The sequence below is a fragment of the Kitasatospora sp. NPDC001261 genome, assembly GCF_042896795.1.
In the GTDB taxonomy this organism is placed as follows: Bacteria; Actinomycetota; Actinomycetes; order Streptomycetales; family Streptomycetaceae; genus Kitasatospora.
This window is the reverse complement of record NZ_JBIAXP010000007.1, coordinates 189,416-211,235: the sequence shown is the minus strand read 5'-3', so window position 1 is coordinate 211,235 and position 21,820 is coordinate 189,416. Positions and strand designations below refer to the sequence as shown.

17 protein-coding genes and 1 pseudogene are annotated in these 21,820 nt (G+C 74.7%); 7 read left to right on the top strand and 11 right to left on the bottom strand.

What is annotated here, in order from left to right; translation table 11 throughout:
- Positions 1-31 precede the first annotated feature (31 nt).
- From ACFY4B_RS12125 to ACFY4B_RS12110, 4 genes are all read right to left on the bottom strand, one after another.
- Entirely contained in the window at positions 32-766 is a 735-nt protein-coding gene (locus ACFY4B_RS12125; protein ID WP_387967522.1) for a glycerophosphodiester phosphodiesterase, read from the bottom strand.
- Positions 763-1,227 carry a hypothetical protein gene (locus ACFY4B_RS12120; protein ID WP_387967520.1) on the bottom strand — a complete coding sequence of 155 codons (465 nt, stop codon included), beginning with the start codon at positions 1,225-1,227 and terminating at the stop codon, positions 763-765. The genes ACFY4B_RS12125 and ACFY4B_RS12120 overlap by 4 nt, the downstream gene beginning before the upstream one ends.
- An 86-nt stretch (positions 1,228-1,313) precedes the next feature.
- Positions 1,314-1,730 carry a molybdopterin-binding protein gene (locus ACFY4B_RS12115; RefSeq protein WP_181970475.1) on the bottom strand — a complete coding sequence of 139 codons (417 nt, stop codon included), beginning with the start codon at positions 1,728-1,730 and terminating at the stop codon, positions 1,314-1,316.
- A 105-nt stretch (positions 1,731-1,835) separates the two neighbouring features.
- A complete protein-coding gene (locus ACFY4B_RS12110; protein WP_387967517.1) occupies positions 1,836-3,020 on the bottom strand; it encodes an ROK family transcriptional regulator in 1,185 nt (394 codons plus the stop codon).
- A 109-nt stretch (positions 3,021-3,129) separates the two neighbouring features.
- Between ACFY4B_RS12110 and ACFY4B_RS12105 the strand changes: the two genes are divergently transcribed.
- The 7 genes and pseudogenes from ACFY4B_RS12105 to ACFY4B_RS12075 all read left to right on the top strand — a co-directional run bounded on the left by ACFY4B_RS12105 (position 3,130) and on the right by ACFY4B_RS12075 (position 9,798).
- The gene (locus ACFY4B_RS12105; RefSeq protein WP_387967516.1) at positions 3,130-4,380 is read left to right on the top strand and encodes an MFS transporter; all 1,251 of its coding nucleotides are present in this window, start codon (positions 3,130-3,132) and stop codon (positions 4,378-4,380) included.
- Between the two features lie 92 nt (positions 4,381-4,472).
- Complete coding sequence (locus ACFY4B_RS12100; protein ID WP_387967514.1) at positions 4,473-5,243, top strand: dienelactone hydrolase family protein; 771 nt, start codon at positions 4,473-4,475, stop codon at positions 5,241-5,243.
- A gap of 86 nt (positions 5,244-5,329) precedes the next feature.
- The gene (locus ACFY4B_RS12095; protein ID WP_259316442.1) at positions 5,330-6,046 is read left to right on the top strand and encodes a TVP38/TMEM64 family protein; all 717 of its coding nucleotides are present in this window, start codon (positions 5,330-5,332) and stop codon (positions 6,044-6,046) included.
- A 71-nt stretch (positions 6,047-6,117) separates the two neighbouring features.
- Positions 6,118-6,642, top strand: coding sequence for a DinB family protein (locus tag ACFY4B_RS12090; RefSeq protein ID WP_380739564.1), 525 nt, complete (start codon positions 6,118-6,120; stop codon positions 6,640-6,642).
- Between the two features lie 294 nt (positions 6,643-6,936).
- Positions 6,937-7,329, top strand: a complete 393-nt coding sequence (locus ACFY4B_RS12085) for a cell division protein SepF (RefSeq protein ID WP_053112231.1) — start codon at positions 6,937-6,939, stop codon at positions 7,327-7,329.
- Positions 7,330-7,493: 164 nt separating this feature from the next.
- Positions 7,494-8,030: pseudogene (locus ACFY4B_RS12080) on the top strand (TetR/AcrR family transcriptional regulator); the annotation flags it as partial.
- A gap of 184 nt (positions 8,031-8,214) precedes the next feature.
- Positions 8,215-9,798 (top strand): MFS transporter, encoded by a 1,584-nt coding sequence (locus tag ACFY4B_RS12075; protein WP_387967511.1) that lies wholly within the window; start codon positions 8,215-8,217, stop codon positions 9,796-9,798.
- Positions 9,799-9,873: 75 nt separating this feature from the next.
- Here ACFY4B_RS12075 and ACFY4B_RS12070 read toward each other — a convergent pair whose 3' ends face one another.
- The 7 genes from ACFY4B_RS12070 to ACFY4B_RS12040 form a co-directional block, all read right to left on the bottom strand.
- Positions 9,874-12,351: a SpoIIE family protein phosphatase gene (locus tag ACFY4B_RS12070; protein WP_074003730.1), complete on the bottom strand. Its 2,478-nt coding sequence runs from the start codon at positions 12,349-12,351 to the stop codon at positions 9,874-9,876.
- A gap of 149 nt (positions 12,352-12,500) precedes the next feature.
- Positions 12,501-13,121, bottom strand: a complete 621-nt coding sequence (locus tag ACFY4B_RS12065; RefSeq protein ID WP_049655195.1) for a TetR/AcrR family transcriptional regulator — start codon at positions 13,119-13,121, stop codon at positions 12,501-12,503.
- Between the two features lie 113 nt (positions 13,122-13,234).
- On the bottom strand, positions 13,235-14,833 hold the full coding sequence (locus ACFY4B_RS12060) for a 4-coumarate--CoA ligase family protein (protein ID WP_049659698.1): 1,599 nt from the start codon (positions 14,831-14,833) through the stop codon (positions 13,235-13,237).
- A gap of 393 nt (positions 14,834-15,226) precedes the next feature.
- A complete protein-coding gene (locus tag ACFY4B_RS12055) occupies positions 15,227-16,396 on the bottom strand; it encodes an acyl-CoA dehydrogenase family protein (protein ID WP_049659699.1) in 1,170 nt (389 codons plus the stop codon).
- Between the two features lie 13 nt (positions 16,397-16,409).
- The gene (locus ACFY4B_RS12050; RefSeq protein WP_387967509.1) at positions 16,410-18,350 is read right to left on the bottom strand and encodes an acetyl/propionyl/methylcrotonyl-CoA carboxylase subunit alpha; all 1,941 of its coding nucleotides are present in this window, start codon (positions 18,348-18,350) and stop codon (positions 16,410-16,412) included.
- A 13-nt stretch (positions 18,351-18,363) separates the two neighbouring features.
- Positions 18,364-19,962, bottom strand: a complete 1,599-nt coding sequence (locus ACFY4B_RS12045; protein WP_380778345.1) for an acyl-CoA carboxylase subunit beta — start codon at positions 19,960-19,962, stop codon at positions 18,364-18,366.
- Positions 19,959-21,671 carry an acyclic terpene utilization AtuA family protein gene (locus ACFY4B_RS12040; protein WP_387967506.1) on the bottom strand — a complete coding sequence of 571 codons (1,713 nt, stop codon included), beginning with the start codon at positions 21,669-21,671 and terminating at the stop codon, positions 19,959-19,961. The genes ACFY4B_RS12045 and ACFY4B_RS12040 overlap by 4 nt, the downstream gene beginning before the upstream one ends.
- Positions 21,672-21,820: the final 149 nt, after the last annotated feature.

Genomic DNA, 21,820 nt, shown 5'->3' with positions numbered 1-21,820 from the left:
CCGGGCGCCCTCCGGCCGAGCACCGCTCCGGTCAGCGGCGGCCGTCCAGCACCGAGCGCAGGACGCCGATCCGGTTGGAGGTGATGGACGCGACCCCGGTGTCGCGCAGCCGGCGCATGGTGCGGCGCAGGTCGGCGGTCCAGGTGGAGACGGCGAGCCCCCGCTCCGCCGCGGCGGCCGTGAACTCGGGGGTGACCAGGCCGAACGGCGGGTTGAGGTAGCGCGGGCGCAGGTCGTCCAGCAGGGCGCGCACCGGCATCCGGGGCTGCTTCCAGGTGAGCGCGATCTCGGCGTCCGGGCTCAGTTCGCGCACCGCGAGCATGGCGGTGGTGGGGCCGCAGAAGGCGACCGCCGCCTCGGCGCCGAGCCCGGTGACGACCGACCAGGCGGCGGCGGCCGGGCCCGCGTCGTCCAGGTCGATCAGCAGCCGGCGGCCCTCGACGGCCGTCACCGCCTTGACCGCCTCGGCCAGGGTGGGGACGGCGAGCGGCCCCTGCCGCAGCTCCTCCAGCTGTTCGGCGGTGACCCGGTCGATCGACCGCGCGTCGCCCCAGAGCCGCTCCAGGGTGCGGTCGTGCAGCAGGACGGGCATCCGGTCGCGGGTGAGCTGGACGTCCACCTCGACGGCGTCGGCCCCGGCGGCGAGCGCGGACTCGACGGAGGGCAGGGTGTTCTCGCGGAAGCGGTACGGGTCGCCCCGGTGGGCGACGGCCAGCGGCTTGGCGGCGAGCGTTCTGGCGGCGAGCGGCTTGGCGGCGGCGTTCATCGGATCCTTCCCGAGAGCCAGGGGGTGAGGCTGTGGACGCCGATGCCCTCGCGGTGGCTCGGCTCCCCGGGGACGGTGACGATCAGCGTGGTGGACGGCGGGAAGGTGCGCGCCTTGACGTGCACCAGGTCGGACCAGACGGCGTTCAGGAAGCCGGGGACGCGGTCGCGGTCGACGTCGAAGGCGATGCCCTCGACGGTCACGGCGACCTCGTCGTGGGTGAACAGCCGGACGGTGACGGCGGGGCGGCCGTCGAACTCCAGCAGCGCCTCGTGCGGGATGGCGTCCAGTTCCCCGAGCGAGCCGCCCGAGCCGCCCGGACCGTCCGGGCCGACCAGCCCGGCGAAGGTCCGGTCGCGGCCGATGTCGTGCTGGGCGCGGACGGTGCGGCCGTGCCGGGCGGCCACGGCCTCGATCGCGAGCACGGCGCTCTGGGTGGTCGGCAGGTGCGGGGGTGGCATCCGGGCGCCTCTCGGTTCGTTCCGGGACTCGTACGAAGGGGGTTGCAGGGGGCTGCGGAGGGATCCGCGGGGATCCACCGGGCCGGCTAGCGGCGTTCGATCATCACATTGGTGGACTTGATGACCGCCGTGGCGGGCGCACCGGGGACCAGGTTGAGCTCCACCGCCGAGTCCCGGCTGATCAGGGACACCACCCGGAACGGCCCGGCCTGGATCTCCACCTGCGCGGCCACGTCGCCCAGCACCACGTCGGTGACGATCCCCGGGAAGCGGTTGCGCGCCGAGGACGGCCGGCCCTCCGCCTCGGCGTTCTCCGGCCGGGCCAACTCCCGGGCGAAGGCGGCGAGTTCGGCCCCCGGGATGATCCGGTGCCCGTGCTCGTCCCGCGCGGCGGCGACCCGCCCGGCGTCCACCCAGCGCCGCATGGTGTCGGCGCTGACGCCGAGCAGCGCCGCGGCCTCGCCGATGCGGTACGGGTTGGCCGGCACCTCGGGCTGGCCCATGTGCGTCTCCTGACGGTGGTTCGGGTTCTCGGGGCGGGCGCCCCCGCGCCATCCTGCCGTACCGGCGGTACGGACGATCATGTGAGGGCCGCCCCACGGCATACCTTATGGCTCGCCGAAGAGGTCGCGCCGTGCCGCGTCCCCGGCGGTGAGCACCGCCCCGGCGAGCACCGCGCCGCCGCCCGCCGTACCGGCCCGCACCTCGGTGCTCAGCGGGGAGAGCAGCGCCAGCCGCCGCTCGACCCGGCCGGCCAGCTCCGGCCCGCCGGCCCGGCCTATCTCGCCGCCGAGCACCACGCAGCCGGGGTCCAGCACCACGCAGACGCCCGCCGCGCCGATCGCGATCCGCTCGGCCAGCTCGTCCAGGAAGCCCCCGCCCGCCTCGCCGGCCGCGAGGGCGGCCCGGACGGCGGCCTCGGCGGCGGGGGCGTCCCCGGCCGGGTCGGCGGGCAGCCCGTGGGCGCGGGCCAGCGCGCAGATCGCGGCGCTGCCGACCAGGCCGTGGAAGCCGCCCTCGCAGCTGTCGGCGCTGGGCAGGCCGACAGTGCCGGGGACGGGCAGGAAGCAGATCTCGCCGGTGCCGCCGGAGAAGCCCCGGCGCAGCCGCCCGTCCAGGATCACGGCGGCGCCGACGCTGTGGCCCAGCCAGAGCAGGACGAAGGTGTCGCGGTCGCGCGCGGCGCCGACCCGGTACTCGGCCCGCCCGGCGAGGTTGACCTCGTTCTCCAGGATCACCTCGGTGCCGGGCAGCCGCCGCAGCTCGGCGAGGAGTTCGGCGTGCCAGGCGGGGAGCTTGCCGGTGCTCTGCAGCCGCCCGGTGGCCGGGTCGACCAGCCCGGGGGCGCCGACCGCGACGGTGTGCAGCCGGTCGACGCCGGCGCCGCGCGCGGTCTCCAACAGGGTGGCGACGATCTCCCCGGCGGTGTCCGGCCCGCCGTCCCCCTCGACCGGGACCTCGGCGGTGGCCAGGCTGCGCCCGGCCAGGTCGGCGACGACCAGGCTGACGCCGCCGGAGCGGACGTCGAAGGCGGCGAGGTGGGCCCGGGAGGCGACCAGCGCGTAGAGCCGGGCGTTGGGGCCGCGCCGCTGTTCCCCGCGCTCGCCGACGACGGCCACCAGGCCGGTGCGCTGGAGCCGTTCGAGCAGGTCGGCGACGGTCGGCCGGGACAGGCCGGTGAGGCCGCGCAGCTCGGTCGCGGTCAGCGGACCCTGTTCGAGCAGGAGGTTGAGTGCCAGCCGGTCGTTGATCGCCCGGGCGGTGCTCGGCGTGGCCGTACGCGCGATGGTCATGGCGGATCATCCTTCCAGAGTGTTTCTATCAGGGTCCCTTCCTGATAGTTTATCGACCGTCACAGGGCACTGTCGCGCCCCACACCGCGCGACCGGGAGGGAACACCCCATGAACGGGACCACCGCGCCACCACCGCCACCACCGGAACCGCTGAGCGCACCCCGCCGGGCCCGGGCCGGCATCGCCCTGGTCTTCTGCGTGCACGGGGCCGTCAGCGGCAGCTTCGTCACCCGCATCCCGTGGCTCCAGGACCGCCTCGACCTCTCCACCGGCCAGCTCGGCCTGGCCCTGGTCATGCCCGCCATCGGCTCCTCCCTCGCCATGCCGCTGGCCGGCCGCTTCGTACACCGCTACGGCGGCCGGGCCGCGGTGCGCGGGCTGATCTCGCTCTGGTGCCTGGCCCTCGCCCTGCCCGCGCTCGCCCCCTCGCTGCCGGTGCTGTGCGCGGCCCTGCTGGTGTACGGCGCCGCGGCCGGGATGGCGGACGTCGCGATGAACGCCCAGGGCGTGGAGATCGAGGAGCGGCTCGGCCGCTCGATCATGTCCGGACTGCACGGGATGTGGAGCGCGGGCGGCCTGCTGGCCTCCGCCTTCGGCATCCTCGCCGCCCACCTGGACCTCGACGCCAGGCTCCAACTGGCCGTCACCGCGCTGGTCCTGCTCGCCCTCGCCCAGCCGGTCTGCCGCGGCCTGCCCGACATCCGGGCGCACGAGGGCGCGGAGGAGCCGCCGCGGTTCGCGCTGCCGCCGCGCAGCTCGCTGGTGATCGGGCTGGTCGGCTTCTGCGCGGTCTTCGCCGAGGGCGCCTCGATGGACTGGAGCGGCGTCTACCTGCGGGACGTCACCGGCGCCTCGGCCACCGTCGCCGCCGCCTCGTACACCGCCTTCTCGCTCACCATGGCGGTCAGCCGGCTCGCCGGGGACGCGGCGATCCGCCGGCTCGGCGCCGTCCGCACCACCCGCGTCGGCGGCGCCGTGGCCACCGTCGGCGGCCTGCTGGTGGTCGCCGCCGACAGCCCGGCGCTGGCCATCCCCGGGTTCGCGCTCATCGGCATCGGCATCGCGGTGATCGTCCCGCTCGCCTTCGCCGCGGCCGGCCGGATCGGCAGCAACCCCAGCCAGGCCATCGCGGGCGTCGCCACCGTCACCTACACCTCCGGCCTGATCGCCCCCGCGGTCATCGGCGCCCTCGCCCAGGCCACCTCGCTGACCGTCTCCTTCGGACTGGTCACCGCGCTCGCCTTCGCCCTGCTGCTGAGCGCCGGGGCGCTGCGGCTGGCCGAACGGAATTCCGGCGGCGAGAACGTGACCGCAACGTCATCGGAAAAGCCTTCCGGAAAAGATCTCTCCACGATATGATGGTGAATTCCTAAGGGAATTCCCCGCTAAAGTCTCGAACCGCCGGGCGCGCCGCGTCCGGCGGTTTTCGTGCTCCGCGAGAGGGATTCCCCGTGTGCTACGACCCGGACGCCGCCCCGCCCGCCCCCGGTCCCGCCCCGTGGCCGCCGGCCGAGGCCGCCCCACTGACCCTGACCTCGGCCGACGGCACCCGGTTCGGCGCCTTCCTGGCCCGCCCGGAGGTCGCCACCGGAGTCGGCGTGCTCGTCCTGCCGGACAACAGGGGCCTTTCCCCGTTCTACCGGCAGACCGCCGCCCGGCTCGCCGAACAGGGCCACCCGGCGCTCGTCCTCGACTATTACGGCCGCACCGCCGGGGCCTTCCCGGAAAAGCGCCCGGCGGAATTCGGCGAACTGCCGGACCTGCTCCCCCACCTGCTCGCGCTCACCCCCGAGGGATTGGACGCCGACATCACCGCCGCGCTGGAACGGCTGCGCGCCGCCGGGCCCGCCGAGGTGGTCGCGCTCGGCTTCTGCTTCGGCGGCCGGCAGGCCTTCCGGACCGCCGCGCCGCGCTTCGGCCTGGCCGGCGCGGTCGGCTTCTACGGCTACCCGGACACCCTCCACGGCGCTCCCGGGCCGACCCAGCTCGCGGCGGAGCTGACCGCCCCGGTCCTCGCCCTCTGGGGCGGCGCGGACGAGCACATCCCGGCCGCCGCCGTCGAGGCCTTCGACGCCGCGCTCACCGCGGCCGGCTGCCCGCACACCTTCGTCACCTATCCGGGGGCGCCGCACAACTTCTTCGAGCTCGCCGCGGTCGACCACGCCGACGCGGCCCGGGACGCGTGGCAGCGCCTGCTGGGCTTCCTCCCCCGGCCGCGCTGAACCCGGATCCCGGCCCCCGCCCCAGGCCTTGGACCGGGGCGTGGACGGCGGCGGGGCCGGGGCCCGGGACCGGTTAGGCTCGGGCGGTGTTCGAGCCCGATGCCGTTCCCGTCCCGCCCCTCGCACCGCAGGTGCCCGCCGTCGCGCCGCGTTCCCCGTGGTGGCGGTTCGCCCTGCTGGTCGCGGTGCTCGCGGCGGCGGCCGGCTCGCTCCTGTTGTGGAGCCCGACGGAGCTGCTGTCCGGCGGGCTGGCGGACCGGATGCCGGGCTACTGGTTCGGTCCGCTGTTCGCCCTGGTCTACGCGGTGGGGACGCTCGCCTTCGTGCCCCGGCCGGCCCTGAACGCCGCGGCCGGGCTGCTGCTCGGCATCCAGCAGGGCGTGCTGCTGGCGGTGCTCGGCACCACGGTCGGCGCCGCCCTGGCCTTCGTGCTCGGCCGGGGCCTCGGCCGCGAGGCGCTCCGCCCGTACCTGCGCGGGAAGGTGCTCGGGGCGCTGGACCGGCGGTTCACCGAACAGGGCTTCCGCAGCGTGCTGGTGCTGCGGCTGCTGCCCGGCATGCCGTTCCAGGCGGCCAACTACGGCGCGGCCTTCTCCGGGGTCCGCTTCCTGCCCTTCGTGCTCGCCACCGCGATCGGCGTGGTGCCGACCACGGCGGTGTACGTCACGGCGGCGGCCAGCGCGGGCCGGCCGGGCTCGGCGGCCTTCCTGCTGTCGGCGGGGGTGATCGCGCTGCTGGTGCTGGGCAGCGTGGTGGGCCTCTGGCGGGCGGCCCGGACCCGCCGCCGGGCGACGGCCGGCTGAACCAAGCCCGTCCGTCCGCGGCCGCCCACCAGGACAAAATCGTTCGCGCCGGTGCGCCGCCGGAGGCCAGGATGGCGCGCATGACTGCACCGGACCCGCGGGTGGACCCGCCGATGACGGCCGACGAGGCCGCCACCCTGCACGCCTTCCTCGACTACCACCGCCACACCCTCGCGCTGAAGACCGAGGGCCTGACGGACGACCAGCTGCGGCTGCGCTCCGTCCCGCCGTCCAACCTCTCGCTGCTGGGCCTGGTCCGGCACATGGCCGAGGTGGAGCAGTACTGGTTCCAGTCCGTCCTGCTCGGCCAGGAGATCCCCGAGGGGCACTTCTGGACCAAGGAGAACGAGGACGGCGACTTCGACGACGTCGACACCGCCGACGTCGCGGCCGACTTCGCCGTCTGGCGCGCCGAGGTCGAGGCCGCCCGCAGCGCCGCCGCCGGCCTGCCGCTGGAGACCGTCGGCAAGAAGCCGCGCCGCGGTCAGCCCGTGACGCTGCGCTGGATCCTCACCCACATGATCGAGGAGTACGCCCGACACAACGGCCACGCGGATCTTCTGCGCGAATTGATCGACGGATCGACCGGCGAGTGACCCTGCGGGTGACACCGCGGGTGAAATCGTTTCCGCATTGTTGACAGAAGGTCAATTACGCCGTGACCGCGACCGATAAGGTCAACGCGCGCAACCGTACGGCGCTGCGCCGCGTCAGTGGGAGTGCCCGGGTTCGCCCGGGTTTCCGGCGCGGCACGACTCGTACGGGGGTTGCGAGCGGGCACGGGACCGGTGAACAGTGCGATACTCGGACAGTTCCGACGAGTGGATGACGTGTCAAGAACGGCACGCACCCCCGGGGGACCAGGACGGGACGAGGCAGGGAGGCGCGGCATGGGAGCACTTCGCGACGAGCACCACAACGGGTGGCTGATGCCCTCGGGGAACTACCCGGCCGCGGTGTACGACGACGAGTGGGTCGATCAGGAGACGGTTCCGGCCGCCCCCGCGCCCACGAAGATCGTCTCCCTGCGGCCGACGGGCTTCGAGGCGGCCCGGACGGTCGGTGAGCACATCCGGGCGAGCATCCCGGTGGTCATGGACCTCACCGAGATGTCGGAGGCCGAGGCCAAGCGCATGGTCGACTTCGCCTCCGGGCTGATCTTCGGCACCCGAGGCGGCATCGAGCGGATCGCCCGGAGGGTCTTCCTGCTCACCCCGGCCGACGTCGAGGTCATGGTGATCGACCGCCCGATGGACGACACCGGCTTCTACAACCAGAGCTGAGCCGCCGCCCCGCGAGGGCTCACCGCACAGGCACCCCGGAACCGGGGACGGTACACCCACCGTCCCCGGTTTTTTGCTGTCCGAGCACCAAGGGTCTGCGCCTCACCTGAGAGCTCGAACAAAAGAATGAGACATCGGTGTCTCATGTGAACTAGACTCGGTCCATGGCCACCGACCGCGACACCGTCCTCGAAGCCGCCGTCGGCGTGCTCTCCCGCCGCCCGACCGCCCACCTGGACGAGATCGCGCGCGCCGCCGGCATCAGCCGCGCCACGCTGCACCGGCTCTTCCCGGGGCGCGACGCGCTGATCCGCGAGGTCGGCCTGCTCGGGCTGCGCCGGTTCGCCGCCGCACTGGACACCGCCGAGGTCGAAGAGGGCGACGCCGAGGCCGCGCTGCGCCGCCTGGTGGACGCCTCCGTGCCGGACGCCATGCTCTGCGCCTTCCTGGCCGGAGAGAACCAGCTCTACGAGAACGACGACATCAACGACCTCTGGGAGGTCCAGATCGCCCGGCTGCACGCGCTCTTCCTGCGCGGCCAGCAGCAGGGCGTGTTCCGCATCGAGCTGAGCGCCGCCTGGCTGAGCGAGGCCTTCTTCGACCTGGTGGCCGGCGTCGGCTGGTCCATCCAGGACGGCCGGCTCGCCCCGCGCGACGCCGCCTTCTCGCTCGCCGAGCTGTTCCTCGGCGGCGCGCTGCGCAGACCGGACGCGCGGACGCCCGTCCCCGCCGCCGCCAACGTCGGCACCGCCGACCGCAACACTCCCATCCACAGCACCGCCGACCACAGGCCGGACACCGATACACCATGAACGAGCGAAGCGAGCGAATCATCAAGAGGCGCGCATTGTGCGAAGCGCCTGCCGAGCGGAGCGAGGTGGGAGCGTGAGCACCCTGACCGCCCGCCAGCGCTGGACCGGCCTCGCCGTCCTCGTCCTGGCCGTGACCGTGGTCGCCCTGGACGCGACCGTCCTCTCCCTCGCCATCCCGTCCATCAGCGAGACGCTGCGCCCCAGCGGCACCCAGCTGCTCTGGATCGGCGACTCCTACTCCTTCGTGCTGGCCGGCCTGCTGGTCAGCATGGGCGCCCTGAGCGACCGGATCGGCCGCAAGAAGCTGCTGCTGGCCGGCTCCGCCGCGTTCGGCGCCGCCTCGCTGCTGGCCGCCTACGCGCCGAGCGCCGGCTGGCTGATCGTGGCCCGCGCCCTGCTCGGCGTGGCCGGGGCGACGATCATGCCCTCCACGCTCTCGCTGATCCGCGGCCTCTTCCCGGACGACCGGGAGCGGGCCACCGCGATCGGCATCTGGGGCGCGGCCGCCACCGCCGGGGCCGCCCTCGGGCCGGTGGTCGGCGGGGTGCTGCTGGAGCACTTCTGGTGGGGTTCGGTGTTCCTGCTGAACATCCCGGTGCTGATCCTGCTGCTGGTGTTCGGCGCCTGGCTGCTGCCGGAGTCCAAGGACCCGCAGCCGGGCCGCTGGGACGTGCTGAGCGTCGTCCTGTCGATGGCCGGCGTGATCGGCGCGGTGTACGCGGTCAAGGAGGCCGCCGCGCACGGCGTGGACCGCTGGGACGTGCCGGTCGCCTTCGTGCTGGGCACCGCCGCGCTGTTCGTGTTCGTCCGCCGCCAGCTGCGGCTGGAGACCCCGCTGCTCGACGTCCGGCTGTTCCGCGACCGGCGGTTCACCGCGGCCGTGTCGGCCTCGCTGATCTCCCTGATCGGGCTCTCCGGCGTGATCTTCGTGGTCTCGCAGTACCTCCAGCTGGTCCGCGGCTACCAGCCGCTCCAGGCGGGCCTGGCCGAACTGCCGGCCTTCGCGGGATCGGTGGTCGGCGGCCTGCTGACCGCCCTGATCGCCCGCCGCTACGGTGCCCGCAAGGCGCTGACGGCCTGTCTGCTGGCGATGGGTCTGGGCGTGGGCGCGCTCGGCTGGCTGGAGCAGGACACCACCTACCTGCTGCTGGCCGCCTCCTTCCTGCTGGTCGGGACGGCCGAGGGCGTGGTCTACACGCTCGGCGCCGACCTGGTGCTGAACGCCGCGCCCGCCGACAAGGCCGGCGCCGCCTCGGCGGTCTCGGAGACGGCGTACGAGCTGGGCACCGCGCTCGGCATCGCGCTGGTGGGCTCGGTGGTCGGCTCGATCTACGCGAACGGGCTGGCGGTCCCGGCCGGGACGGACCCGGCGGCCGCCGCCCGGGCCGGCGAATCGCTGGGCTCGGCCGTCGAGACGGCGCAGGGCCTCTCCCCGGAGCTCGCCCAGCCGCTGCTGGCGAGCGCCCGGGAGTCCTTCGTCCACGGCATGAACAGCGCCGGGCTGCTGGCCGCCGCGCTGCTGGTCGGCGCGGCCGTGATGGCCTGGCGGCTGCTGCGCGGGCTGTCCGAGCCGACGGCCGGGGCGGAGGCGGGCGCCGGGACCGGCCCGGAGGGCGCCGTCGACGTGTCGGCCGCGCAACCGAGCGTCAAGGCGTAACAGCGCACCGAGAACGGCCGTTCCCCCGGGGGGAACGGCCGTTCTCGTGTACGGAACCACCGTTCCTTACGGGACCTACGAGACCCCGAAGGGCAGCTCCAGCTCGGCCCAGACCACCTTGCCGTCCCGGGTGAGCCGGCTGCCCCAGCGCTGGGCCAGCTCGCTGACCAGGAACATCCCGCGCCCGCCCTCGTCCTGCTCGGCGAACGGGCGCAGCTGCGGGGTCTGGCCGCCGGCGTCGGCGACCTCCAGGGTGAGCACCCGGTCGCGGAACAGCCGCAGCCGGCGCGGGGCGTCGGCGTGCAGCAGGGCGTTCGTGACCAGCTCGCTGACCAGCAGTTCGGCGTAGTCGGTGAGCGCGGCCAGGCCCCAGGCCTCCAGGGTGGCGCGGGTGAAGCGGCGGGCCCTGCCGGGCAGCCGGCCGCCGCCGGACAGCGGCAGGGTGGCGACCCGGTCGGCGGGCAGCGGCAGCACCCGGGCCATGATCATCGCGATGTCGTCCTCGGTGCCGTCGGTGACCAGCGCCGCGAGGACGGCGTCGCAGTTCTCCTCCAGGGTCCGGCCGGGGCCGGAGAGGGTGCTGGCGAGCCGGTCGATCCCGGTGTCCAGGTCCTCGCCGCGCCGCTCGACCAGGCCGTCGGTGTAGAGCGTGACCATGCCGCCCTCGGGGATGGTGAACTCGATCGACTCGAAGGCCACCCCGCCGACGCCCAGCGGCACCCCGGGCGGCACGTCCACCCTGGCGGCGGTGCCGTCGGGGGCGACCCGGACCGGCGGCAGGTGTCCGGCCGAGGCGACCTGGACGGTGCGCTCCAGCGGGTCGTACACCGCGCAGATGCAGGTGGCGAACTGGCCCTCGCCGATTCCCGAGGCGGTCTCGTCCAGCCGGGTGAGGACCTGCTCCGGCGGCATGTCGAGGGTGGCGAGGGTCCGGGCGACGGTGCGCAGCTGGCCCATCGTGGCGGCGGCCCGGATGCCGTGGCCCATCACGTCGCCGACCACCAGGGCGACTCTCCCGCAGGACAGCGGCACCACGTCGAACCAGTCGCCGCCGACCTCGCTGACCACGCTGCTGGGCAGGTAGCGGTAGGCGATCTCCAGGCCGAGGGTGCGGTGCACCTCCTGCGGCAGCAGGCTGCGCTGGAGGGTGAGGGCGGTCTCCCGCTCGCGGCGGTAGAGCCGGGCGTTGTCGAGGGCCAGCGCGGTGCGGGCGACCAGTTCCTCGGCGAGGGCGACGTCGGCGGCGGTGAACGGCTCGGGGTTGCGCATCCGGATGAACTCGGAGCCGCCGAGCACCATGCCGCGGGCGGTGATCGGCACCATCAGGTACGAGTGGATGCCCGCCGCCATCCCGGGGGCCACCCGGTCCTCGCTGGAGACCAGCCCGCGCAGCACGTCCTCGTCCACGTGGGTGCGCAGCAGCGGCTTCCCGGCGCGCAGGCACTGGGTGTAGCTGCGGTCGGGGGCGTACTCGGAGGTCTCGCCGACCACGTCCACGGCGTGCGCGAGGCCGCTCTCGTAGGACTCCCCGACGGCGACGGCGCGGAGCGTGACGTTCCGGTCGGAGGGGATCGCGGTGGGCTCGGCGCCGCGCAGCACCGGCTCCAGGAGGTCGACGGTGGCGAAGTCGGCGAACCGGGGGACGACGGCCTCGATCAGTTCCTCGGCGGTGCGCTGGAGGTCGAGGGTGGTGCCGATCCGGGCGGTCGCCTCGGCGATGGTGGCGAGCCGTTCCTGGGCCCGGGCGGCGCGGGCCTCGGCCTGGAAGCGCTCGGTGACGTCGATGATCGAGGAACAGACCCCGAAGATCCGGCCGGTGGAGTCCTCGAGCCGGAAGTAGGAGGCGGACCAGGCGCGGTCCCGGCGGGGGTCGCCGGGGACCCGGCCGTGCGAGCGGGCGTCGACCACGGGCTTGCCGGTCTTGAGCACCTGGCGCATGATCTGCTCGATCTCGGCGCTGTTGATGCCGGGCAGGACGGCGGATATCCGGCGGCCGAGGTGGGCGGCGACGGGCACCCCGTTCATCCGGGCGAGTGCCTCGTTGATCCGGATGTAGCGCAGTCCGGTGTCGTAGACGGCCATGCCGATCGGCGAGCGGCCGAAGATGCCGTCCAGGACCGCGAGGTCGGCCTCGACGGCGTGCAGGGCGCGGGTGTCGGAGGCGGTGGCGAGCAGCAGCAGGGTGCCGGCCGGGCCGGCTATCGGGTAGGTGCGGAACTCCAGCTCGACCTTGTGGCCGTCGCGGTGGCGCACCGGGAAGACGCCGGACCAGCCGCTGCCGGTCATGATCCGCTGGAAGAGGCCGAGCACCTCGGAGCGGTCGGACCCGTCGGTGAGCAGCTGGGCGGCGTAGCTGCCGACGGCCTCCTCGGCGGAGTAGCCGAGCAGGGCCTCGGCGTCCTCGCTCCAGTGCAGGATCAGTCCGTCGTCCTGGAGCAGCGCCGTCGCGAGCGGGACGAGCCGGTGGCCTTCGGGGTTCGCGCCCTCGGGACGTACCGGGGCACGGCCCGGTGCCGGGTCGGCGGCGGTCGCGTCCCACTCGTGTCCGTGCATGATCAGGCAGCACCCCGGTTCGGCTCGTGCCCGGCCGGGTGGGCCTCGCGGTCGGTGCCGGCCGGGATTCTTCTCCAGACTGCACGGACATCGGCCGCCCGGCGACCCCTTTGGTCAGGGGGCGTCCGGTCGCTCCGGGTGTACGGGCGTCATGGGCGTACCGGCCGCAGCGTACTCTCCAGAACGCCCGCCCACTGCCGGATCACGCCGGAACGTCGGTGGCTGTCGTCGGTGAGCAGGTTGGCGAGGCCCAGTCCGCGGGCGAGGTCCAGCGTGGCCTGCACGGATTCGCGCACCCCGGGGCGGCTCTCGTCGGCGTCCAGGAACTCGACGGCGGCCCGGTGGGCCTCCCGGCCGACGTGGCCCTCCAGCGCGATGATCCGCTCGCGTAGCGCCTCTTCGGTGGCGGCGGCGGTCCACAGGTGCAGGGCGGCGCGGAACAGCGGGCCGGTGTAGAGCCGCACGATCATGTCGACCACGGCCCCGGTGCGGTCGGGGCCGGCGGTCGGCAGCTCGTCCGCGTGGGCGCGGACGGCTGCCAGCCGCTCGGCGGTGACGTGCTCGACGGCCGCGGTGAAGAGGTCCTCGCGGGTCGGGAAGTGGTGCTGGGCCGCGCCCCGGGAGACCCCGGCCCGTTCGGCGACGACGGTGACGGTGGAGCCGTGCCAGCCGAGTTCGGCCAGGCAGTCCACGGCCGCCGCGAGCAGCCGGGCCCTGGTCGCTCGGCTGCGGTCCTGCTGCGGGGTGCGGGCGGCGGGGTGGCTGGTCATGGCGGCGGGCGGTTCCTGTTCCGGTCGGGGCGCGGCGGGTGCCGGTCGGGGCGCGGCGGGACGATCCTCACAGACGCGCCCCGGTCCCCGGCCGCCGGGGCGGCCCTGGCCGGTCAGCGGGCGGCGGCGCGCCCGGCCTCGCGGGCGCGCAGTTCGCGGCGCAGGATCTTGCCGGCCGCGGACTTGGGGACGGTGTCGACGAACTCCACCAGGCGGACCTTCTTGTACGGGGCGACCTGTCCGGCGACGTACCCGGTGACCTCCTCGGCGGTCAGGGTGCTGCCCGGGGCGCGGACCACGAAGGCCTTGGGGCACTCGGTGCCCTCGGCGTCCGGGACGCCGATCACGGCGGCGTCGGTGATCTGCGGGTGGCCGAGCAGGACGGCCTCCAGTTCGGCGGGGGCGACCTGGTAGCCCTTGTACTTGATCAGCTCCTTGACCCGGTCGACGATGTACAGGTAGCCGCGCTCGTCCACGAAGCCGACGTCGCCGGTGTGCAGCCAGCCCTCGGCGTCGACCACCGCGGCGGTCTCGGAGGGGCGACCGAAGTAGCCCTTCATCACCTGCGGGCCGCGGATCAGCAGCTCGCCGGGCTCGCCGGGCCCGAGGTCGCCGTCGGAGCCGTCCAGGGCGGTGATCCGCAGCTCGGTGGAGGGGACCATCCGGCCGACCGAGCCGGGCGAGGGGTCGCCCTCGCGCGGGGAGACGACGTGGGTGACCGGGGAGAGCTCGGTCATGCCGTAGCCCTGGAGCAGGTGCGGCAGGCCCAGGCGCCGGGCGCAGGCGTCGGCGAGTTCGTGGTCGAGCGGGGCGGCGGCGCACAGCAGGTACTCGACCGAGGAGAGGTCGTACTGCTCGACGACGGGGTGCCGGGCCAGCGCGAGGGCGATCGGCGGGGCCACCACCAGGGCCTGCACCCGGTGCTCCTGGACGGTGCGGCAGAACTGCTCCAGGTCGAAGCGGGGCAGCACGACCACGGTGGCGCCGCAGCGCAGCGGCTGGTTGAGCAGCGCGGCCAGTCCGTAGATGTGGAAGAACGGCAGGACGGCGAGCACCCGTTCGCCCTCGGCGGGGCGGTAGAGGGCGTCGCACTGGGAGAGGTTGGTGGCGATCGAGCGGTGGGTGAGCATCACGCCCTTGGGCAGGCCGGTGGTGCCGCTGGAGTAGGGCAGTACGGCGATGTCCTCGCCCGGGTCGATGGCGACCTCGGGGGCGGGGCCGGTGGCGGCCAGCAGGTCGGCGAGCGAGCGGTGGCCCTCGGCGCCGTCCAGGACGACGGTCTCGGCCAGCGGGCGGCCCTGTTCGGCGAGGAGTTCGGCGGCCGCACGGGCGGTCGGCAGGAAGCGGGAGACGGTGACGAGCCAGCGGGCGCCGCTGTCGCGCAGCTGGCCGGCGAGGTCGGCGGGGGTGGCGAAGGACGAGACGGTGGTGACGGTGGCGCCGGCCCTGGTCGCGCCGTAGTAGGCCATCGGGTAGGCGGTCGAGTTGGGGCTGAAGAGGGCGACGACGTCGCCGCGGCGGACGCCTGTCTCGGCCAGTCCGGCGGCCACCCGCTCGACGGCGTCGGCGAGTTGGGCGTAGCTGGTGGTCTCGCCGGTGACGCCGTCGATCAGGGCCGGGCGGTCGCCGTACTTCGCCGCGGCGCCGAGCACCGCCTCGTGGATCGGCAGGTCGACCACGGCAACGTCGGGGAACTCGCTTCGGAACACCAAGGTGGGCCTCCAGTATGGAAGTTGACGTAGCAACAAAACCGGCTAGCAGTTCCGTGCGGGGCGCGTTCAGGAGCATACGGACAGTAGGGGGCCTGGCTCGGCCATTGTGGGGAACCCGTAATGGACCATCCGTGGCATGGTCGCTCCCGGGGGGCGCCCGACCGGAGGGCGCGCACCACGGCCGCCCGCCTCCGGGAGCGGCCCCGCCCGCGGAACTCCCCGCTGTGGGGCCCCTGTCCGGCCCCGTCCCGCTCCTGCCGCTCCGGCCGCGCCCGGCGCCGACGGCTACGTCAAGGCCTGCGCCGGCACCACCCTGGCGGGCGACACCGAACGGGTGGCCGACCGGGGTGGCGGGTACGGCGGCGGCTGCTCAGGACCACCGGCGGCGGCCGCTCAGTACGACTTCGGCAGCCCGAGGGTGTGCTGGGCGACGTAGTTGAGCACCATCTCGCGGCTGACCGGGGCGACCCGGCCGACCCGGGTGGCGGTCAGCAGCGCGCCCAGCCCGTACTCCTGGGTCAGGCCGTTGCCGCCGAGGGTCTGCACCGCCTGGTCCACCGTCCGGGCGGCGGCCTCCCCCGCCGCGTACTTGGCCATGTTGGCGGCCTCCCCGGCGGCGAGGTCCTCGCCCGCGTCGTAGAGCAGCCCGGCCTTCTGGGTCATCAGCCGGGCCAGTTCGATCTCCACCGCGCACTGGGCCAGCGGGTGGGCCAGGCCCTGGTGGGCGCCGATCGGGGTGGACCAGACGGTGCGGGTCTTCGCGTACTCGACGGCCTTGCCGAGGGCCTGGCGGGCGAGGCCGAGCGAGAAGGCGGCGGTGAGGACCCGCTCGGGGTTGAGACCGGCGAACAGCTGGAGCAGACCCGCGTTCTCGTCGCCGACCAGGGCGTCGGCGGGCAGCCGGACGTCGTCCAGGAAGACCTGGAACTGCTTCTCCGGGGCGACGAGTTCCATCGGGATCGCCCGGTACTCGAAGCCGGGGGTGTCGCGCGGGACGACGAACAGGCAGGGCTTCAGCTTCCCCGTCCGTGCGTCCTCGGTGCGGGCCACGAACAGCACCGCGTCGGAGTGGTCGATGCCGGAGACGAAGACCTTGCGGCCGGTCAGCAGCCAGTCCTCGCCGTCCCGGCGGGCGACGGTGGATATCCGGTGCGAGTTCGAGCCGGCGTCCGGTTCGGTGATGCCGAAGGCCATCCTGCGGCTGCCGTCGGCCAGGCCGGGCAGCCAGCGCCGCTGCTGCTCCGCGGTGCCGTAGCGGGCGATCACGGTGCCGCAGATCGCCGGGGAGACGATCAGCATCAGCAGCGGGCAGCCGGCGGCGCCGAGCTCCTCCAGGACGATGGCGAGGTCGGTGATGCCGCCGCCCCCGCCGCCGTACTCGGCGGGCAGGTTGACGCCGAGGTAGCCGGCCTTGCCGGCCTCCGCCCACAGTTCGTCGGCGGGCTCGCCGGCCCGGGCCTTGGCGAGGTAGTAGGCGGAGCCGTAGCGGCGGCCGAGGTCGCCGACGGCCCGGCGCAGGGTCTGGCGTTCGGGGGTCTCCAGGAGCTGACTGCCGATGGACATGCGGGGTCCTTCCTCAGGCTTCGGTGGGCCGGACGACGGCCAGCAGGGTGCCGGTTTCGACCTGCCGGCCGGGGGTGGCGCGCAGTTCGACGAGGGTGCCGTCGACCGGGGCGACGACGCGGTGCTCCATCTTCATCGCCTCCAGCACCAGCAGCGGCCGGCCGGCGGTGACGGCGTCCCCGACGGCGGCGGCGACCCGGACGACGGTGCCGGGCATCGGGGCGAGCAGCGCGCCGGGGTCGGTGCGGACGACGGGTTCGGGGAAGCGCGGCAGGGCGGTGAGCGCGGTGCCGCCGGCCGGGGTGTCGACGTGCACCCGATCGCCGTACCGGGCGACGCGGTAGGTGCGGCGCAGCCCGCCCTCGGACAGCACGACCCGGTCCGGCGCGGCCTCGACGAGCTCGACGTCCGGGTGGTCCTCGGCCAGCAGGCCGGTGCGGGTGAGCCGGTAGCGGACGGCCGCCTCGGTGCCGTCCTCGGCCCGGTAGCGCTTGAGCTGCGGCTGGGAGGGCAGGTTGCGCCAGCCGGAGGGCAGCGCGCCGCGGCGGCCGGCGGCGTCGGCGAGGGCGGCGGCCAGCGCGGCGCGGTCGACGCCCTTGGTGTCCGGGGCGGTGAGGTCGGCCGCGTGCTCGGCCAGGAAGCCGGTGTGCAGGTCCGCGGCCAGGAAGGCCGGGTGGCGCAGCGCCCGGACCAGCAGCTCCCGGTTGGTGGCCGGGCCGTGGACGCGGGCGCGGGCGAGCGCGTCGGCGAGCCGGCGGGCGGCGGCCGCGCGGGTGGGCCCCCAGGCGATCACCTTGGCGAGCATCGCGTCGTAGTGCGGGGTGATCTCGCTGCCGGACTCCACGCCGGAGTCCAGCCGGAGGCCGGTGCCGGAGCCCGCTCCGGCACACGTGAACTCCTGGTACGGGAGCGTCAGTTCGAACCGGTGCAGGGTGCCGGTGGCCGGCTGCCAGTCCTTGGCCGGGTCCTCGGCGTAGAGCCGGGCCTCGATCGCGTGGCCGGCGGGGGCCGGGGGGTCGGGCGGCAGCTCCGCGCCCTCGGCGACGGCGAGTTGCAGGGCCACCAGGTCCAGGCCGGTGACGGCCTCGGTGACCGGGTGTTCGACCTGGAGGCGGGTGTTCATCTCCAGGAAGAAGAACCGGCCGTCCCCGGCGAGCAGGAACTCGGCGGTGCCGGCGCCCGTGTAGCCGATCGCCCGGGCCGCGGCGCGGGCCGCCGCGTGCAGCTCGGCGCGGACCTCCGGCGGCAGGCCGGGGGCCGGGGCCTCCTCGATCACCTTCTGGTGCCGCCGCTGCAGCGAGCAGTCCCGGTCGCCGACCGCCCAGACGGTGCCGTGGGCGTCGGCCAGCAGCTGGACCTCGACGTGCCGCCCGGCGGGCAGGTAGCGCTCGCAGAACACCTCGTCCGAGCCGAAGGCCTTGGCCGCCTCCGCGCGGGCGGCGGCCAGTTCGCCGGGGAGGTTGGCCAGGCTCCGGACGACCCGCATGCCGCGCCCGCCGCCGCCCGCCGCGGCCTTGACCAGCAGCGGCAGGTCGGCCTCGACGGGCTCGGTGAGCGCGCCCAGCACCGGCACCCCGGCCTCGGCCATCAGCCGTTTGGCGGCGGTCTTGGAGCCCATCGCGGCGATCGCGGCGGGCGGCGGGCCGACCCAGACCAGGCCCGCGTCCAGCACGGCCCGCGCGAAGTCGGCGCTCTCGGAGAGGAATCCGTACCCGGGGTGGACGGCGTCGGCCCCGGCGGCGAGCGCGGCGCGGACGAGCAGGTCGGCGCGGAGGTAGGTGTCGGCGGGCGCGGCGCCGGGCAGCCGGACGGCGGCGTCGGCCTCGCGCACGTGCGGGGCGCCGGCGTCCGGGTCGGAGTGGACGGCGGTGGTCGCGATGCCGAGTTCCCGGCAGGTCCGGAAGACCCGGCGGGCGATCTCGCCCCGGTTGGCGACCAGCAGGTTGGTGATCATCGTCTGGGGTCCCTCACATCCGGAAGACGCCGTAGCCACGGGCGCCCTCGACCGGGGCGTTGTGGATCGCGGACAGGCAGAGGCCGAGCACCGTACGGGTGTCGCGCGGGTCGATGACGCCGTCGTCGTAGAGCCGGCCGGACAGGAACACCGGCAGGGACTCGGCCTCGATCTGCTGCTCGACCATCGCCCGGATCGCCGCGTCCGCGTCCTCGTCGTACGGCCGGCCCTTCGCCGCGGCCGACTGCCGGGCGACGATCGACAGCACCCCGGCGAGCTGCTGCGGGCCCATCACGGCGGACTTGGCGCTCGGCCAGGAGAAGAGGAAGCGCGGTTCGTACGCCCGGCCGCACATGCCGTAGTGGCCGGCCCCGTAGGAGGCGCCCATCAGCACGGACAGGTGCGGGACGGTGGAGTTGGCGACGGCGTTGATCATCATCGCGCCGTGCTTGATGATGCCGCCCTGCTCGTAGTCCTTGCCGACCATGTAGCCGGTGGTGTTGTGCAGGAACAGCAGCGGGGTGTTCCGCCGGTTCGCCAGCTGGATGAACTGGGCGGCCTTCTGGGACTCCTGGCTGAACAGCACGCCCTGGGCGTTGGCCAGGACGCCGACCGGGTAGCCGTGCAGGCGCGCCCAGCCGGTGGCCAGGCTGGTGCCGTAGAGCGGCTTGAACTCGTCGAAGTCGGAGCCGTCGACGATCCGGGCGATCACCTCGCGCGGGTCGAAGGGCACCTTGAGGTCGCCCGGGACGATGCCCAGCAGCTCCTCCTCGTCGTACCTGGGCGGCTCGGCGCTCCGGTCCGGGCCGGGGCCGGGCTTGCGGTGGTCGAGCCTGGCGACGATCCGGCGGGCGATCCGCAGCGCGTCCGCCTCGTCCGCCGCGACGTGGTCGGCCAGCCCGGAGACCCGGGCGTGCATCTCGGCGCCGCCGAGCGACTCGTCGTCGGCCTCCTCGCCGGTGGCCATCCGCACCAGCGGCGGGCCGCCGAGGAAGACCTTGGCGCGCTCCTTGACCAGCACGGTGTGGTCGGACATGCCGGGCACGTAGGCGCCGCCGGCCGTCGAGTTGCCGAACACCACGGCCACGGTGGGGACTCCGGCGGCGGAGAGCCGGGTGAGGTCGCGGAACAGGGCGCCGCCGGGGATGAAGATCTCCTTCTGGCTGGGCAGGTCGGCGCCGCCGGACTCGACCAGGTTGACCAGCGGGAGGCGGTTCTCCAGCGCGATCTCGTTGGCCCGCAGGGCCTTGCGCAGGGTCCAGGGGTTGCTGGCGCCGCCGCGCACCGTCGGGTCGTTGGCGGTGATCACGCACTCGACGCCCTCGACCACCCCGATGCCGGTGACCAGGGCCGCGCCCACCGGGTAGTCGCTCCCCCAGGCGGCCAGCGGCGACAGCTCCAGGAACGGGGAGTCCGGGTCGACCAGCAGCTCGATCCGCTCACGGGCCAGCAGCTTGCCGCGCCCGCGGTGGCGCTCCACGTACCGGGGGCCGCCGCCCGCCAGCGCCTTGGCGTGCTCGGCGTCGAGCTCGGCGAGCTTGGCGACCATCGCGGCGCGGTGCCCGGCGTACTCGGGCCCGGCCGGGTCGACGCGGGTGGGCAGGACGGTCACAGCAGGACCTCCGGGATGTCGAGGTGGCGGGCGCGCAGCCACTCCCCGAGGGCCTTGGCCTGCGGGTCGAAGCGGTGCCGGGCGGCGACGCCCTCGCCGAGCAGGCCGGTGAGGGTGAAGTTGACCGCCCACAGGTTCGGCAGCAGGTGCCGGGTGACGGGCAACTCCTCGGTCTCGGGCAGGAGTTCGCGCAGCTTCTCCACGGTGAGGACGTGCGCCAGCCAGCGCCAGCCGTCCTCCGAGCGGGCCCAGACGCCGAGGTTGGCATCCCCGCCCTTGTCGCCGCTGCGGGCGCCGGCCACCAGGCCGAGCGGGGCCCGCCGGGTCGGGCCCTCGGGGAGCGGTGCGGGCAACTCGGCTTCGAGCCGGTCGGGTTGGGCGGCGTGGCCGGTCACGGGCGCCGGCGGTACGGCGATCCGGCGGCCGTCCGGCAGGACGGCGGTGTGCTCGACGGCCTTCGGGTCGACGGACACGGCGCTGAACACCCCGTACGGCGTGCCCGGTCCGGGCGGGGCGGTGAGGTGGAAGCCCGGGTACCCGGACAGCCCCGATTCGACGGCGGCCTTGCCGAGTCGGCGCCCGACCTTGGCCGGGTCCTGGTCCCGGGCGGTCAGCCGCAGCAGCGCGGAGGCGGTCTCCTCGGTGGCGGCGTCCGGGTGGTCGGTGCGGACGAGGGTCCAGCGCAGTTCGGCGGGACGGGCGGCGGGCGGCAGCGCGTCGGCGAACTGCCGCCGCACCAGGGCGGCCTTGGCCTCGATGTCCAGGCCGGTGAGGACGTACACCACCTCGTTGAGGTGGCCGCCGAGCCGGTTGAGGCCCGCCTTCAGGGTGGGCGGCGGGGCCTCGCCGCGCACGCCGTCGATCCGGACCCGGTCCGGCCCCTCCTCGGTGAGCCGCACGGTGTCCAGCCGGGCCGTGACGTCCGGGCCGAGGTAGCGCGGTCCGCCGGTCTCGTACAGGAGTTGGGCGGTGACGGTGCCGGTGGTGACGGCGCCGCCGGTGCCCGGGTGCTTGGTGATCACGCTGGAGCCGTCGGCGCGCAGTTCGGCCAGCGGGAAGCCGGGGCGGGTCACGTCGTGCTCCTGGAAGAAGGCGTAGTTGCCGCCGGTCGCCTGGGCGCCGCACTCCAGGACGTGCCCGGCCACCACGGCGCCGGCCAGGGCGTCCAGGTCCTCCGGGGTCCAGCCGAAGCGGGCGATCCCGGGGCCGACGACCAGCGCCGCGTCCGTCACCCGGCCGGTCACCACCACGTCGGCGCCGCCGCTCAGGCAGGCGGCGATCCCGAACCCGCCGAGGTAGGCGTTGGCGGCCAACAGGCCGTCCGGCAGGCCGAGTTCGGCCCGGCGCGGGAGCAGTTCGTCGCCCTCGACGTGGGCGACGGCCGCCTCGACGCCGAGCCGCCGGGCCAGCGCGCGCAGCTCCTCGGCGAGCCGGGCCGGGTTGAGGCCGCCCGCGTTGACCACGATCCTCACGTCGCGCTCGCGGGCCAGGCCGAGGCACTCCTCCATCTGGCGCAGGAAGGTCCGGGCGTAGCCCAGCGACGGGTCCTTCAGCCGGTCCCGGGCGAGGATCAGCATGGTCAGCTCGGCCAGGTAGTCCCCGGTGAGCACGTCCAGCGGCCCGCCGGTGAGCATCTCCCGCACCGCGGCGAAGCGGTCCCCGTAGAACCCCGAGGCGTTGCCGATCCGCAGTACCGCGCCGTCGCGCACCAATGCGCCTCCCCTGCCGGTGAGTTGGGCGCACCCTTCGATGGGCGCCACCGCCAGCAGCGTGGCACCGCCCGCAGAAAAAAGCAATCACGCTTGCTTGTTTTCTGCGATCCGGTGTACCCCGCCCACGCCGCGCCCCGGTGTCCGTC

Excerpts from the sequence above, each read along its gene's own strand:
- ACFY4B_RS12125 (WP_387967522.1), bottom strand. The coding sequence starts at position 766 with ATGAACGCCGCCGCCAAGCCGCTCGCCGCCAGAACGCTCGCCGCCAAG.
- ACFY4B_RS12120 (WP_387967520.1), bottom strand. The coding sequence starts at position 1,227 with ATGCCACCCCCGCACCTGCCGACCACCCAGAGCGCCGTGCTCGCGATC.
- ACFY4B_RS12115 (WP_181970475.1), bottom strand. The coding sequence starts at position 1,730 with ATGGGCCAGCCCGAGGTGCCGGCCAACCCGTACCGCATCGGCGAGGCC.
- ACFY4B_RS12110 (WP_387967517.1), bottom strand. The coding sequence starts at position 3,020 with ATGACCATCGCGCGTACGGCCACGCCGAGCACCGCCCGGGCGATCAAC.
- ACFY4B_RS12105 (WP_387967516.1), top strand. The coding sequence starts at position 3,130 with ATGAACGGGACCACCGCGCCACCACCGCCACCACCGGAACCGCTGAGC.
- ACFY4B_RS12090 (WP_380739564.1), top strand. The coding sequence starts at position 6,118 with ATGGCGCGCATGACTGCACCGGACCCGCGGGTGGACCCGCCGATGACG.
- ACFY4B_RS12085 (WP_053112231.1), top strand. The coding sequence starts at position 6,937 with ATGGGAGCACTTCGCGACGAGCACCACAACGGGTGGCTGATGCCCTCG.
- ACFY4B_RS12070 (WP_074003730.1), bottom strand. The coding sequence starts at position 12,351 with ATGCACGGACACGAGTGGGACGCGACCGCCGCCGACCCGGCACCGGGC.
- ACFY4B_RS12065 (WP_049655195.1), bottom strand. The coding sequence starts at position 13,121 with ATGACCAGCCACCCCGCCGCCCGCACCCCGCAGCAGGACCGCAGCCGA.
- ACFY4B_RS12055 (WP_049659699.1), bottom strand. The coding sequence starts at position 16,396 with ATGTCCATCGGCAGTCAGCTCCTGGAGACCCCCGAACGCCAGACCCTG.
- ACFY4B_RS12050 (WP_387967509.1), bottom strand. The coding sequence starts at position 18,350 with ATGATCACCAACCTGCTGGTCGCCAACCGGGGCGAGATCGCCCGCCGG.